This is a genomic window from Legionella stuttgartensis (assembly GCF_977063405.2).
Window position 1 is genome coordinate 442,617 of the sequence record NZ_CDRUHA020000011.1, and the last position, 14,214, is coordinate 456,830.

The following is a 14,214-nucleotide window of genomic DNA, read 5'->3' on the forward strand; positions in this document are numbered from 1 at the left end:
CGTTTTTTAGAGTACTGCTCTAATATTGAACCCAATCTTGTTCGGGTGAGTTATCTATAGGCAATAGTTCATAAGTTTTGAAGATATCTCCGTCTTGGGATAAAAGAATCGCTATAGGTCTGGTCTTTTCAAAGTGGGCAAAGATAATCATCATCATGACGGTGATGGGTACTGAGAGAAACATGCCTAATATGCCCCATATCGCGCCCCAAACGGCTAATGCAATTAAGATAATTAATGGGCTTAAATTCAATGAATTACTTAAGAAACGTGGTTCAATCAAATTTCCTACAATAAATTGGATGGTTCCTAAAGCCAGAATGATTTCAGTAAAAGGAAGCCAACTAGCGAATTGAACTAGAGCCAGAGAGGCTGGAAAGGCAATAGCAATAATGGCACCAATATTGGGAATAAAATTGAGAAAAAAGATAAGGAGTGCCCAAAATTCTGCAAAATCTAATCTTACCCATTTCATGATTATCCAGCTTGAAAGTGCAGTAATAATGCTCAAAATAGATTTAATTCCCAGATAGGTCTGTGTGTTATTCGCGATATGGCTGATGATATTGTTTACTAAAAGACGACTTTCCAAAGAGGGAAACAGCGCATCAATTTTTTTGAGAAAGAAATGTTGTTCGACAAATAAAAAGGCAACATACAATAAAATGAGTACTGTAGAGCTGGCAAGGGTTGAGAATACTCCATAGACACTCGTAAAAATCGTTTGAAAATTTAGACTTTTGATCATGCTATTCATACTTGCTAATATTTGAATGTGAAATTTTTGATCAATATTGTTAAAAATTGTTAATAGGTTTTCTTGATAGCGATTGGATGCTGTTATGACATTAGTGACATTATTGGTAATAATATTGATAAAAATTAAAAAGGACACCCCAAGTATTGCAAAGGCACAGATCATACTTAGCCAATTAGGTATCGCGGGTATTCGTTGAATGATGTTACTTATCGTATTAAGAAGATACCAAATGAACACTGCAATCACAAAAGGAATCAATACATGGCTTCCTATTACCAAAAAATAACCAACTATCCATATAATTATTAAACCAGATGTAAACAGAATCATGCGGCTCATAAACTAGCTCCTGAAAAATGGGATGGCCGAGCAGAAAACTATAAATTATTTTAGGTATCTCGCGGAACATAATACACATTCTTTGATTTGAGATCACAATAGTAGCATTGATTGGTGAGGATAAGAATTAAAAATAAGGATGGTGAAATTTATTCATTGAAAATGAATTTTGAGGTTATGAATTTGTAGCCTGGGTTACGTTTTGCTGCCCCCCAGGCTACAAGTAAGAATCGGACTGTATAACAGCCAGGTCACACGAAAATAGGTAACTTAGAATCCAGGCATGCAGCTACATGGATCTTCACAATCATCCTGCGGGGGCATAAGATCAGTTTTTGCTTTGTTAAATGGATCTCTAAAGTTCTTCTCGAGCCCAAGTGTACTTTTCGTAACTTCAAAATCGGTGACCAACCCGAAATATTCTTCTAAAAATGCTTTGAAGTATGCTTTGAACTTATTTCCCCAACCAGGCGCTGCCATTAATGTTGGTTCGTACTTATACAAAGCAGAGCGACATTCTTCGGCAAAATTTCGACAGACCAACCCAAATTGCAAGACAGTCATTTTTTTATTGGTCTCATTGTCAAATTTCTCTCTTGCTTCATCTAATTTAGCTTCCAGTTGCACTAATGCCTCTCTAATATCGTGAGAGTGCTTTGATTTTCCTTTTTCTTGTTTGATTTCGATCATTAGCTTCCCAATCGTTCCATAAATATCGGGCTTATCAAATGATTTGAGTGCATTTGTAACTTGATCAAATTTCTTTTCACCCCAAGTCCAACCAAAAAATCCCGCCATTTTACCACCCCTTACTTTCATTATAAAAAAATCAAATTTTCTCTAACAGAAGAGAAGCCCGCGGCATTTTAGCACAACTAGATCACAAATTAATAGTCATGGAAAAAATAGCATCTAACTGGCTAAAAACAGTGCTTATCATATAAAAAATCAGAGATGATTTTTGCCACTAATATTGGATCTTCCATGTGGACATGATGTCCTCCGTCAATCTCATAAAGACCACAATTTTTTATTGTTTTCATACGTTCTTGAAAAATTTCATTTGGATAGAGCAGTCCTTGTTTTGCCCGTATAAGGCATACAGGTGTTTCAATTGCTGCAAACATCGCCCTTAGTTCATCTTCAAAAGGAAGCGTAGACCCAACACAATGTAAACGTTTATCAAAAGTCCAATGCCAACCTTCTTTACTTTGTACAACACCTCGAGATACCAATGCTTCGGCTGCTTGATAGCTGATCGGACCAATTTTCATACGATCCTGAATGGCGGAAACGCGATCATTAAACATGGTTCTTTGCTGCGGATTATAGGATAAATAAGTTGCTGCATCGCGTTGTAAATTGACTTTTGCTTGTTCTATAAAATTAATTTTTGGTCCTAAAATATCTAGAAAAATCAAAGATCTAACCTGTTGCGGTTGCATGATTGCTATGGTTGTTGCCAGTAACGAGCCCAATGAGTGCGCAATGATATCAAAATGCTCCCATTTGAGTTCTTTGATTAAATGCAACATAAGTAGTGCGTCATTTTTCCAATGCGGTAAGACTCCTGGTGGGTAATGACTTGAAAATCCAGTACCCGGATAATCAACAGCTACAAGTTGTCGATCAGGTATTAACGGAGCTAATAAATCAAAACTTGCTGCGTTATCCAGTTTTCCATGCAAACATAAAATAGGGTCCGGTTTTTCAGGGTGCCAAATTTTTAGGGCAAGAGTAAAACCTGGAATATGGATACGTCGTTCTTCATAGTTCTTCATAGTGCTCATAAAAACATCTTTGAACGTGAGGAGCTGATTCTATATTTTGCATGCGCAGGTTTATAGAGCAATGTGTGTAAAAAAATCGTAATAAAATCGTTAAGTATTAGCCCGCGTAAGACAAGTTTCTATAGCTTGAAAAACCTCACTACAAATCTGATGAATATTCATTTGTTCAGTATTAATACATAATTCACAGTGATCCTGAAAATCGAATCGTTTTAACCAATGAAGAGCAGAGCCTTTTAATCGGTCGCCTCGCGCCTCCTCTCTTTGCGCGATTACTGTTTCGGAGGCATAAAGATAAACAAATAAAATTCCATAGGGTTCTAATGTTTTTTTGTAGCTATTAAACTCATCCATGGTAGTAATAAATGAGTCAACAATAATATTAAATCCTTGTTCAGCCAGGAGTTTCAAGACATTAGGTATCGTTAAATAGAGTTTTGAACAGAGCCCTCCCGGCATAATTTCATAAGTTCCATCAGTATGTTTTCGTGCATAACAAATATCATTAGGGACACATACCTCAGGATTATCAGGATGCAATCCCTCAAATTTATCTCCGAGCATACCCAAATACCCATCAGTACTAAAACTGAGCCAGCCTTCATCAAGTCGGCTTTGCAACTCTAGACAAAGAGTCGATTTCCCTGAGGATGAAGTACCACAAACAATAATAATCATTCTTTACCTTGAAATAATAAAAACACTGCGTTTTAATTGTGATCAAACAATACCAAATTCAGTTGTTATTTAATAAATAGGGTGATTTTAATGCTAAAAATGTATATGCGACAGGGGATTAATTTTAAAAGAACTCAAGAAACGTTAAATGCAGGAACAGAAGTAATAGAGAAGGCGGGTAAAGATTCTACCCTTGATATAGTGCAACAAACAAAAAAAAATGTTGAGAATATTATTTCTGAGCACAAAGAAATTCATGCTGCATCGTCATTATGGGCAGACAATCAAATGAACGTAATGCAAGAGTTAAGGGAAAGCAGGGGGGACGACGCTCAATTAGAGGAGGAAACTGCATTTACCTTAAGTTTCTGATAACAAGAAAGTTTTGTCATTAAAAATAAGGAGGAAAAGGTGTCAAATCATAATTCAATTCGCCCGCAAGATATATTACCCGATGGAGTGGATAACACATCCATCAACGGCACAATTGTAAGAAAAGGTACTATTGCTGCTTTTTTAGCAAATGCAGAGATTCTTGAACAACACAATAGTACAGAAATACAAAAAGAAGACGCAATTAAGACTATGAAAGAGTTGGCACCCGCTGTAATTGCGACAGGCTTGCATCAACATGCAGTATTTAAAAATAAAGAAATTGAGCAAATTCTGATAGATGCTGAGTAATACATAATCGATAAAAAGTAAGGTATGAGCGATCCTATATTCTAGTAATATCGCCTATACTATGTATTGAATTTGCTCATTTACCATTATTCTTATGAATTCACCAAACTATCAGAGCCTTGCTTGGGCCCATCCGCTCGTTCAGGATTGGTTTATTCAGAACGTAGGAAAACCTACTGAGCCACAGAAGCAAGGATGGCCATTTATTTTGGCGGGGAACGATACGCTGATTTCCTCACCAACAGGCTCGGGAAAAACTCTGGCTGCATTTTTAGCATGCTTGGATGGTTTGGTGCGTCAAGCTGTATCCGGAAATTTACAGGATATGACTGAGGTCTTGTATGTTTCACCCCTCAAGGCACTCAGTAACGATGTACAAAAAAACTTACTCGTACCGCTCGAAGAAATTACTGAATTAGCCAGGGAACGAGGAATGCATATGCAGGAAATTCGGGTTGCAGTGAGAACTGGGGATACCCCCAGCAGTGAGCGCCAAAAAATGCTTAAGCAACCACCGCATATTCTTATAACTACTCCTGAATCTTTTTATATTTTATTAACTGCTGAAAAAAGTCGTATCAATTTGGCAAGTATTCATACGGTAATTGTTGATGAAATTCATGCTTTGGCCAACAACAAACGAGGTACGCACCTCGCTTTATCTCTTGAACGTTTGGAGGCGCTCGCTTTAAAACCATTTATTCGTATTGGATTATCGGCGACCCAAAAACCCTTGGAAAAAGTGGCCCATTTTTTAACGGGTGCTAAGAAAACTAGAGCGAAGCTTGTAAACATAGGCCATGCGCGCCAATTGGATTTACACGTTGTGGTGCCAGACAGTGAGTTAGCCGCTGTTGCTTCCAATGAGATGTGGGATGAAATTTATGAAAAAATTGCTGCTTACGCCCGAGAGCATCGTTCTACGTTGGTATTTGTCAATACTCGAAAATTGGCAGAACGGGTTGCTCATCATTTAGAGCAACGTTTAGGGGAGCATAAAGTTTTAGCGCATCATGGTAGTTTATCGCGAAAATTAAGACTCGAGGCAGAAACAAAATTAAAAAATGGAACGCTCCAAGTATTAGTTGCTACAGCCTCTTTGGAGTTGGGTATCGATATTGGAAGTATTGATCTGGTATGCCAAATAGGTTCACCACGTGCTATTGCCACCGCATTACAGCGCATTGGGAGGGCGGGGCACTGGCATGCCGCGATTTCTAAGGGACGTATTTTTGCAACCACGCGCGATGAATTATTAGAATGTGCAGCATTAGTCTATGCAATACGGCAAGGAGATTTGGATCAACTCATTATTCCCCAAGAGCCGCTTGATATCTTGGCACAACAAATTGTGGCCGCATGTGCTACTCAGGATTGGGAAGAAAAATCGCTCTTTAATTATTTTAAAAATGCTTATCCATATCATCATTTAACTTGGGAAAAGTTTGATGAAATTCTTATGATGTTATCAGAAGGAATCGCTGGCTCGCGAGGACGCTATGGTGCATATATTCATAGAGATCAGGTGAATCATGTGATTAAAGCCCGGCGAGGCAGCCGCCTTGCAGCGATTACAAGTGGCGGAGCTATTCCAGATAATGGGTTATTTACTGTTATTGCGATGCCTGATAATGCCATGGTAGGGACGTTGGATGAAGATTTTGCCGTAGAAAGCAATCGTGGTGACATTTTTTTATTAGGGACTAACTCGTGGAAAGTACTCCGCATTGAAAATGGACGCGTACTTGTGGAAGATGCACATGGTGCTCCACCAAGTGTACCTTTTTGGCTAGGAGAAGCACCGGCACGCAGCATCGAGTTATCACTACAGGTTTCGCAGATGCGCGAAAAAATAAGTGAATTGTTACCAGAAAAATGCCCTCAACTTGTTGATATAAAACATTATCCTGAAATTAAAACCGCGATCCAATGGTTAATAAGTCATTGTGGACTGGATAGTTCGGCTGCAGAGCAATTACTGGAATATGTTCGATTAGGTCGACAAATTTTGGGGGCTGTCCCGACCCAAAAAACAGTGATTGCAGAGCGATTTTTTGATGAAAGTGGCGGTATGCAACTGATTATTCATGCACCTTTTGGTGCGCGTATCAATAAAGCTTGGGGATTGGCTCTACGTAAGAAATTTTGTCGATCATTTAATTTTGAATTACAGGCTGCTGCAACTGATAATGGGTTAAATATTTCTTTGGCAGAACAACATAGTTTTCCTTTAGCTGATGTGTTCCATTTTTTGCATACCAACACGTTAAAAGAAGTAGTCACTCAAGCAGTATTGCAATCTCCTTTATTAGGTGTGCGATTTCGTGCAGTGGCCTCACGTTCATTATCTCTATTACGTTTTCGGGGCGGTAAAAAAACTCCTCCAAATATTCAACGGATGTTGGCAGAAGATTTATTGGCTGCTGTTTTTCCAGATGCGGCGGCATGTCAGGATAATTTGGGTGGACGTGATGTCATCTTGCCCCAGCATCCACTGATTGAAGAGACCATGAAAGATATTCTAAAGGAAGCTTTAGATATTGATGGATTTGCTGAGGTTATCCAGGCAATTGAGTCCAAGCGTATTACGTATCTTGCAGTGGATACTCCAGTTCCCTCGGTATTTTCCCATGAAATTTTAAATGCTAATCCCTACGCTTTTTTAGATGATGCACCTTTAGAAGAGCGACGCTCACGAGCAGTCGAAATGCGTCGAGTACTTCCCGAAGCACTTTTGGAGGAGGTGGGTAAACTGGATCCTAAAGCAATTTCTGAAGTACAAGAACAAGCTTGGCCCGATATTCGTTCTGCAGATGAATTACATGATGTCTTACAGACGGTAATTGTTTTTCCTGAAACAATACAATTGTCTGAGTATCAATCTACTTTGCCTACATGGGAACATTATTTTATTGAGTTACAGCAAGAGGGAAGGGCTGTTTTAGCTTCAGTTGCAGGAAAAAACTATTATGTGCCGGCTGAAAAGAAGAAAACTTTTCATTGCATTTTCCCACAAGCAACTTTTGCTAACGAAATTGCTGATATTGAGAATAAACCCAGCTCACAAGATGAGAGTATTCTGAATGCGTTACGTGGTTGGCTTTTACATACAGGTCCAATTACCCAAAATATACTCAGTGAGTGTTTGCAGCTTTCCTCTTTGGATGTGGAGCATGCTTTACTCAAACTGGAAGCCAGTGGGTATATATTACGCGGGAATTTTCGTGCAGAGCATGTCGGAGAAATCGAGTGGTGTGAGCGTCGTTTACTCGCACGTATCCATCGTTATACTACAGAATCCTTGCGTAAACAGATAAAACCCGTTACTCGGGCGCAATTTATGGCTTGGTTACTTAAATGGCAACATGTGGCAAAAGGAAATCAAATGCGCGGTGAGGCTGGGTTGTTGGAGGTTATTAAACAACTACAGGGTTTTGAACTCGCTGCAAATGCCTGGGAATCCGAGATTTTTCCTGCACGCGTGCATGATTATGATCTGTTAATGCTTGATAAGTTGTGTATGAGTGGTCTTGTGGGATGGGGACGGATGTCTCCTCATCCTTCTATAGTGGTTAGTGAAGAGGAAAGAACAAAATCAAGGCGTATAGCACCAACTCGAAATGCACCGATTACATTTTTTGTCCGAGAAGAAGCCGATTGGATTCCTCCTCATGAACTTGTGGATAATATCGAAGAGGTGGATAGCTTGAGTCATCCTGCACGTAATATTTATCAATTCTTACAAAAATACGGTGCCTCCTTTTATGCAGATATTGTCCGTGGCACGGGAAATTTAAAAGTTGAAGTAGAAAACGGTTTATGGGAGTTGGTTGCAGCAGGTATGGTCACCGCAGATAGCTTTGATAATGTGCGTACTTTGATTAGTACAAAACGTAAAAGCAGCAGTAGACATCGTCGCAGACCATTATTCCCACTTAGTACAGGACGTTGGTCTTTGTTGCATGTTCACGCACAAGCTGATTATGAAAAACGTGTTGAAGCTGCATGTTGGATGCTGTTGAAGCGCTATGGCGTAGTATTTCGTGATTTGCTCGTGCGTGAGAAAAATATTCCTCGCTGGCGTGATCTATTGATTTTTTTGCGACGTCTCGAATTACGTGGTGAGGTGCGCGGGGGGCGTTTTGTTGACGGATTCTTAGGCGAACAATTTGCATTACCTTATGCTGTGGACTCCTTACGGGCTATGCGAAATGAGGAGCTTGATGAGGTACCACAAATTATTTCCTCTGTAGATCCCCTTAATTTGGTAGGAATTGTGTTGCCAGGAGAGCGGGTCTCTGCAGCGATAAAGTCAGCGATACAGTTGGTTTCTGGTCAAGTTTCTTCGCAAGTGTAGATATACCCCCTCTCCCTTTTAGGGAGAGGGGCAGGGGTGAGGGTTTAACAGCAAGCCCTTCACGACTCAATGTCACTGCTACGTACGAATTTGACGCCTTGCCCTAGAAGTTCCAGTTTGATTTTTTTAAAAGCCTCTTCGTTCAAAGGTAGGGTACCATCTTCAATCAAATAGCATTTGAATCCTTCTTCCAATGCATCTTTTATAGTGAAATACACACAAATATCGGCGCATAATCCACAGAAATAAAGTTCTTTAGCTCCTTGGGCATTAAGATAACCCGCCAAGCCGATGTTTTTTTTATGGCCGCTATCATAAAAGGCACTATAAGTGTCGATTTCAGGATCCATGGCCTTACGAAAAATAGCTGCTACTGGCCTTGTTTCAAGCTGGGGATAAAATTCTGCGCCCAAGGTTCCCTGGACACAATGATCAGGCCATAATACGTGCTCTACTCCATGCCGCATAATTTTTTCAAACGGTTTTTTTCCAGGATAATTGGAGGCAAAACTCTTATGTTCTGAAGGATGCCAATCCTGAGTAGCAACAATCAATTCAAACTTGGGAAGTATTTGATTAATGATTGGAACAATAGAATCGGCGTGGGGTACTGCCAGGGAGCCACCCGGCATAAAATCATTTTGTACATCAATAACAATTAAGGTTTTCATTTGCTCGGTTTATTTTTTATATTGTTAATTAACACATCGCGTTTTATCTTAAGCTGTTTGCTTAATCCAACCTGATAGGTATTTGGTTTATCAAGTCGCTTGTATTCTTCGGGTAGTTGACTCAAGCGCATCCTGCTAAATTCTGCAATTTGTTGCGGTGTTTTCGAGGGTATTAACTGTTTGCCGTTTTCCATGACTTTTTGCAGCAAAGGCTCTTGCTGCTCAGAAACAACAGACATTAATTTTTCAGATGCAAAGGGCGCATAAACTCCATCAAAATCGGTCTCATCCATAAAACCAATAACATCAACACCTAGAAATGTGTTTTGATTTAATAGCCTGAAAACCTGTTTTTTATAAGGTAACGTAATTTTACTCATTGATTCAGAAAGTTTAAGTCTCGGTTTTTCATCAGCAAAAGCCAGTTTATATACTCCATCCAAGGCGGCATCGGGGGCGCCAATAACTAAATTTGTGCCTACACCAAAAATGTCGATAGGGGCTTTTTGTGTCCGGAGCGTTTTTATCCTGGTCTCATCGAGTTGATTGGAGACTACAATTTTAACATAATGCAATCCTGCCTCATCGAGCAGTTGACGGGATCGTTTTGCTAACTCAACCAAATCACCGCTGTCTAAACGAATGGCTTGCAATCGTTGACCACGTTGCTCCATCTCTTTGCCTATGCGAATAGCATTAGGTACGCCACTGTCCAGCGTGCTGTACGTATCCACGAGAAGGGTGCAATTCTCAGGCCATATCTCAGCAAAATCACGAAATGCAGCTAATTCATCGTCATAACTTTGGATAAATGAATGGGCCATAGTTCCAGAAACTGGGATCCCATAATCACGTCCTGCACATACATTGCTGGTCGCATTAAATCCTCCGATAATTGCAGCACGACTCGCGTAATACCCCCCAGGTCCTTGGGCTCTACGTAAACCAAAATCAACTAATGTACAATCACCTGCAGCGTTTCGTATGCGACTTGCTTTTGTTGCAATAAGTGTTTGAAAATTCAATACATTCAGTAGTATTGTTTCAATCAATTGTGCTTCAATCATGTTGGCTTCGATGGTCAAAATTGGACAATTAGGGAAAACCAAATCTCCCTCAGACGAAGCATAAACAGTTCCATTAAAGCGAAAGCTTTTTAAATATTTGAGAAAATCTGAATGCATTCCTTTACTTTGTAAAAAATCGAGATCATGTTCATTAAAACGATAGGTTTTTAATATCTCTAATAAATCGTCTAGCCCTGCAAAGACTGCATATCCGGAATCAAAAGGAAGTTTTCTGAAAAAGTAATCAAATATGGCAGTATGATTTTTGTGTCCCTTTAGAAAATAAACTTGTGCCATAGTCAGTTGATATAGATCAGTATAACTTCCGGTAAAATCAAACATTTTGAATAAGTATCCTTCTTGCCACAATAAAGTCTATGTAATAGTAGAGGCTGATTATATTGCCATAATAATGCACTTCCAGGAATTGTTGATGGAGAATAATTACCAGTTGTTGCGGTAGATTTGTGAAAAATTGACTTCATTAGGAGTTAAAGTGGCTTGTTTTATGTAATAAAAAACAGCATATTGCTATAGATTTAAAATAAATCTTTTGTTATATATTTAGATAAAATGTCAATAATTTGAAACAGTTGTCAGTGTAAGTTTGCTTGTGTTATTTCATAAAATTTTCCCCGTATAGCCTTCACTCAATCAGACATGGAGTAAAAAATGAAAGTCAGTGAGTTAAAAATACGAATTGGTGAACTTAAAAGTAATATTGAATTATTAGGAGCTCCTAAAGACATCGTTGAATTACTCTCAAGAAAGACTGAGATGATTGCCTTACTCGAGGACGAAAAAGATGTCGATTCGAATGAGATGTTTCCTGTTAAAGAACTCATCAAGCAATTCTGGTTATGGGTTATTAATAATGTTCCTTATGACCAATGGCAAACTGGTACGCTCGTTACGCATTGGCTTTTATTCCAAAAGTCATTGGTTAAAGCAAATTTGTTAGAAGCTGACATCCATCATCCTATTTTATATGAAGAGTTATGCAATCATTTTAATCATCTAGCAGGGAATCGCTTGATGATAACCGAACTCATGCAGGTAATTATTTCCGCTAGTCGACTGTTAGGTTATAAAGAGGTCAATGAGCAGGATTATCCTCTCCTAAGATTGGAGGTAGGGACAATTTCAGAAAAGCCTCAGGTGATTGCAAAAATAAAAGATGAAATGTTTTTGTTAAGAACACTTCTTTATTTAATTTATAGATACTGCACCGTTGAACAATGTTCTTTAATACCAACCCTGATTTATTTTCGTTCCCATACAACAGATGAAGAACGACGTTCCGAGCTGGCAATTTTTAATTGGTTAACCCAAAATACAATTGAATGCATCAAGTTTTTCAATGAACATGATGAATTCATAGATACCCGCTCAATTAAGCTCATTGATGCTTTGCAAAAGGTCGCTCATTTAATTCCACCCTCACGTGTTGATTTTTTATGTGCTACGAACCAAAGTCGTTGGCTTTATCCCTTTGTTCAGCAAAGAAGACTTGAGCAGAGCGAGGCAGAAGAGAACTTAATAGAAAAAACATTTGATTTGTTAGAGCTAGATTTTGCAACTCGAAAAGATAAATCTCTTGCTGCAAGCTTAAGCTTTGCGTCCGTAGTTAATCGGCAAGCACGAATTCTAACAAGCCAAGAAGCAAAAATAGTTCGTTCAGCAACTCGTTTGTTTTGTTTGGAAGAATATAAGAAAAATCGAGAAGAGGATTCGCGCGACAAATATTCTGTATGGTCACTTTCCGGAGACACGAAATGCCAAGCTGCTGAAAAAAGAAAGTTAGCAATTCTTGGCAAACCCGTCAGGCTGGGATTTTTTGAAAATTTAGCCATCAATCAAGGGCGTTTGAAAAAAGTAGATAATTTTCTTGATGAGGAGCAAACCTTAGATTTGGAAGATTACACTTCTTATCTATCTAATTAACTTTTATATCGAATTAAAACGATTGTTTTATATAAAAATTATTCCATTTGAAATTTGCTTTTCCATTTTGCGTAACATATATTTATTATTAGCTTAGGTATCTTAAAATAATTTTTAAGTTATTAAGAAAAGGAGTTCTTATGCGTGTCATCAATAAACTTTCCCTAGCAACCATGTTAGGTATTTTAGCAGTGTCACCCAGTATCTACTCTGCAGATACATCTGATATTTCTGGCTCATATAAATGTTCGTATCACGATCCTTTTACAACGCCCAATGACGGGACTGAAACCGTAGTGTTCAAAAAAAATGGTGATGTTTATAAAATTTCAGGTATTCCTACTGGAAGCGTATTTCCATATTACATTGGTAAAGGCATCTTTAATAAAAATGTCAATAATGCGATTGGCTACATATTTTGGCAACCCAAGTCCCCATCTGTAACAACAATCCAAATTTTTACTGTGAAGCCTGATGGTTCTTTGGATGGTGTTTTTGCAGAAAGTAACAAGGATAAAGGTGGTACTGAAACATGTACTAAGTCAACCCAATAGTAGATTTATTCGCATAAAGGTGAGAAAAGGAATTTATTATGAAAACTGTAATGAAAAGTATTTACTTAGTTACTGCATTATCCCTACCCACTCTAACAGCTTATGCAGATACAGATAATGCGAGCACAACTACTCCGAGTACTCCTAGTAGTAGTTCGAGTACGCCAAGCAACTCAAGCACTCCTACAAGTACCCCTGCGTCAAGTGATGCTTCGACAGGTAAGGCTGGGGCTTCTACTTTTTTAGGGGATTATCAATGTCAACGTGTTGATGGGGCAAATAATACTGCTGCTTATCCTCTTACAGTATCCAAAACAGGAGATACTTATACTTTAGAATGGGATAATAGTAACGGGGATCCAGTTCTTTACGGTACCGGTGTTATGCATCCAAATCAAACTAATGTGGTTGCTTCTTCATTTTGGGATCCAAGGAAACCAGACGTAATTGGTATTCAAATGATAGAAATCAAACCAGATGGTTCATTACAATCCAATTGGGTTTTGCAATCAGACAATCAACTTGGAACAGAGACTTGTACTAAAAGTAAATAATCAAGTTAATTCAAAAAAGCATAAAGGGTTACCTTGAGGGTAACCCTTTTCATTACTAAGTTTCTGACTAAATCATATTGTTGATCATAACGTTCAATAATCACACAACACGAAGAGCAAATAGGCTCATAACCTATTTTTTATTTTATAAAAAATTATTGCAAGCGGTTCTTTGAAAAAGTAACGCGAATATTTGTTCTTTATCCAGCATGTACTCGTTACTGCAGGAGAACTGAATACTTCAAGTCCCAGTTTTTGAGCTACGAGAATGGCTCTGGGGGCATGAAAAGGTTCAGTTACTAAGATAATGGATTTTAATTGTTTTGCTTGTAATAACTTTTTAGAAAAAAGAAGATTTTCAAATGTGGAGGTTGAGGCAGATTCAAGCAGAATGTCTTTGGCAGGTACACCCAAGGATACAGCAATTTTCTTCATGGTTTGTGCTTCATTGACGCCATCTTCCATATCTGTACCGCCTGAAAAAAGAAGTTTTGGGGCATAGTTCTCTTTATATAAATCAACAGCATGTTTTACGCGGGCCACGAGGCAAAGGTTGTAGGCATTATCGCGATAGGCTTTGGCTCCAAGAACTAAAATAACATCGGCCTGTCTTTTTTCGTCTTTTTCCGCATTTTTCATAACATACACTGCCACAAAAGAATAAATAGCAATGGCTGTGAGCACGAGAAAAATACCGATTTCCATGAACAGCTTCATGTTGCTCTCAAAATAATTGACGTAATCATTAGGAAAAGTTTAGCAGATCTTTGTGGAGGCTGAACAAAAAGAGTGGGCTATAAGTGAAAATTTTATCTC

General features: G+C 38.6%; 13 protein-coding genes. 6 read left to right on the forward strand and 7 right to left on the reverse strand.

Features of this window, described 5'->3' with window-relative positions:
• Positions 1–19: 19 nt before the first annotated feature.
• From ACWTEW_RS04205 to ACWTEW_RS04220, 4 genes are all read right to left on the reverse strand, one after another.
• A complete protein-coding gene (locus ACWTEW_RS04205; protein WP_454780510.1) occupies positions 20–1,099 on the reverse strand; it encodes an AI-2E family transporter in 1,080 nt (359 codons plus the stop codon).
• Positions 1,100–1,369: 270 nt separating this feature from the next.
• Positions 1,370–1,897 (reverse strand): hypothetical protein, encoded by a 528-nt coding sequence (locus ACWTEW_RS04210; protein ID WP_454780511.1) that lies wholly within the window; start codon positions 1,895–1,897, stop codon positions 1,370–1,372.
• Between the two features lie 122 nt (positions 1,898–2,019).
• On the reverse strand, positions 2,020–2,889 hold the full coding sequence (locus ACWTEW_RS04215; RefSeq protein WP_454780512.1) for an alpha/beta fold hydrolase: 870 nt from the start codon (positions 2,887–2,889) through the stop codon (positions 2,020–2,022).
• A gap of 90 nt (positions 2,890–2,979) precedes the next feature.
• Positions 2,980–3,567, reverse strand: coding sequence for a phosphotransferase-like protein (locus ACWTEW_RS04220; RefSeq protein WP_454780513.1), 588 nt, complete (start codon positions 3,565–3,567; stop codon positions 2,980–2,982).
• Positions 3,568–3,657: 90 nt separating this feature from the next.
• Between ACWTEW_RS04220 and ACWTEW_RS04225 the strand changes: the two genes are divergently transcribed.
• The 3 genes from ACWTEW_RS04225 to ACWTEW_RS04235 all read left to right on the forward strand — a co-directional run bounded on the left by ACWTEW_RS04225 (position 3,658) and on the right by ACWTEW_RS04235 (position 8,608).
• Positions 3,658–3,939: a hypothetical protein gene (locus ACWTEW_RS04225; protein WP_454780514.1), complete on the forward strand. Its 282-nt coding sequence runs from the start codon at positions 3,658–3,660 to the stop codon at positions 3,937–3,939.
• A gap of 39 nt (positions 3,940–3,978) precedes the next feature.
• The gene (locus tag ACWTEW_RS04230) at positions 3,979–4,251 is read left to right on the forward strand and encodes a hypothetical protein (protein WP_454780515.1); all 273 of its coding nucleotides are present in this window, start codon (positions 3,979–3,981) and stop codon (positions 4,249–4,251) included.
• Positions 4,252–4,345: 94 nt separating this feature from the next.
• The gene (locus tag ACWTEW_RS04235) at positions 4,346–8,608 is read left to right on the forward strand and encodes a DEAD/DEAH box helicase (RefSeq protein ID WP_454780516.1); all 4,263 of its coding nucleotides are present in this window, start codon (positions 4,346–4,348) and stop codon (positions 8,606–8,608) included.
• 59 nt (positions 8,609–8,667) lie between these two features.
• Here the strand turns inward: ACWTEW_RS04235 and pncA are convergent, their stop codons facing one another.
• Positions 8,668–9,279: a bifunctional nicotinamidase/pyrazinamidase gene (gene pncA / locus ACWTEW_RS04240; RefSeq protein WP_454780517.1), complete on the reverse strand. Its 612-nt coding sequence runs from the start codon at positions 9,277–9,279 to the stop codon at positions 8,668–8,670.
• Complete coding sequence (locus tag ACWTEW_RS04245) at positions 9,276–10,688, reverse strand: nicotinate phosphoribosyltransferase (protein ID WP_454780518.1); 1,413 nt, start codon at positions 10,686–10,688, stop codon at positions 9,276–9,278. Before ACWTEW_RS04245 ends, pncA begins: the two co-directional genes overlap by 4 nt.
• A 330-nt stretch (positions 10,689–11,018) precedes the next feature.
• Here ACWTEW_RS04245 and ACWTEW_RS04250 point away from each other — a divergent pair, with 330 nt between their 5' ends.
• From ACWTEW_RS04250 to ACWTEW_RS04260, 3 genes are all read left to right on the forward strand, one after another.
• Entirely contained in the window at positions 11,019–12,290 is a 1,272-nt protein-coding gene (locus ACWTEW_RS04250; protein ID WP_454780519.1) for a hypothetical protein, read from the forward strand.
• Between the two features lie 140 nt (positions 12,291–12,430).
• Positions 12,431–12,844 (forward strand): hypothetical protein, encoded by a 414-nt coding sequence (locus ACWTEW_RS04255; protein WP_454780520.1) that lies wholly within the window; start codon positions 12,431–12,433, stop codon positions 12,842–12,844.
• Positions 12,845–12,882: 38 nt separating this feature from the next.
• The gene (locus ACWTEW_RS04260; RefSeq protein ID WP_454780521.1) at positions 12,883–13,398 is read left to right on the forward strand and encodes a hypothetical protein; all 516 of its coding nucleotides are present in this window, start codon (positions 12,883–12,885) and stop codon (positions 13,396–13,398) included.
• 126 nt (positions 13,399–13,524) lie between these two features.
• Here the strand turns inward: ACWTEW_RS04260 and ACWTEW_RS04265 are convergent, their stop codons facing one another.
• Entirely contained in the window at positions 13,525–14,115 is a 591-nt protein-coding gene (locus ACWTEW_RS04265) for a YdcF family protein (RefSeq protein ID WP_454780522.1), read from the reverse strand.
• Positions 14,116–14,214 lie beyond the last annotated feature (99 nt).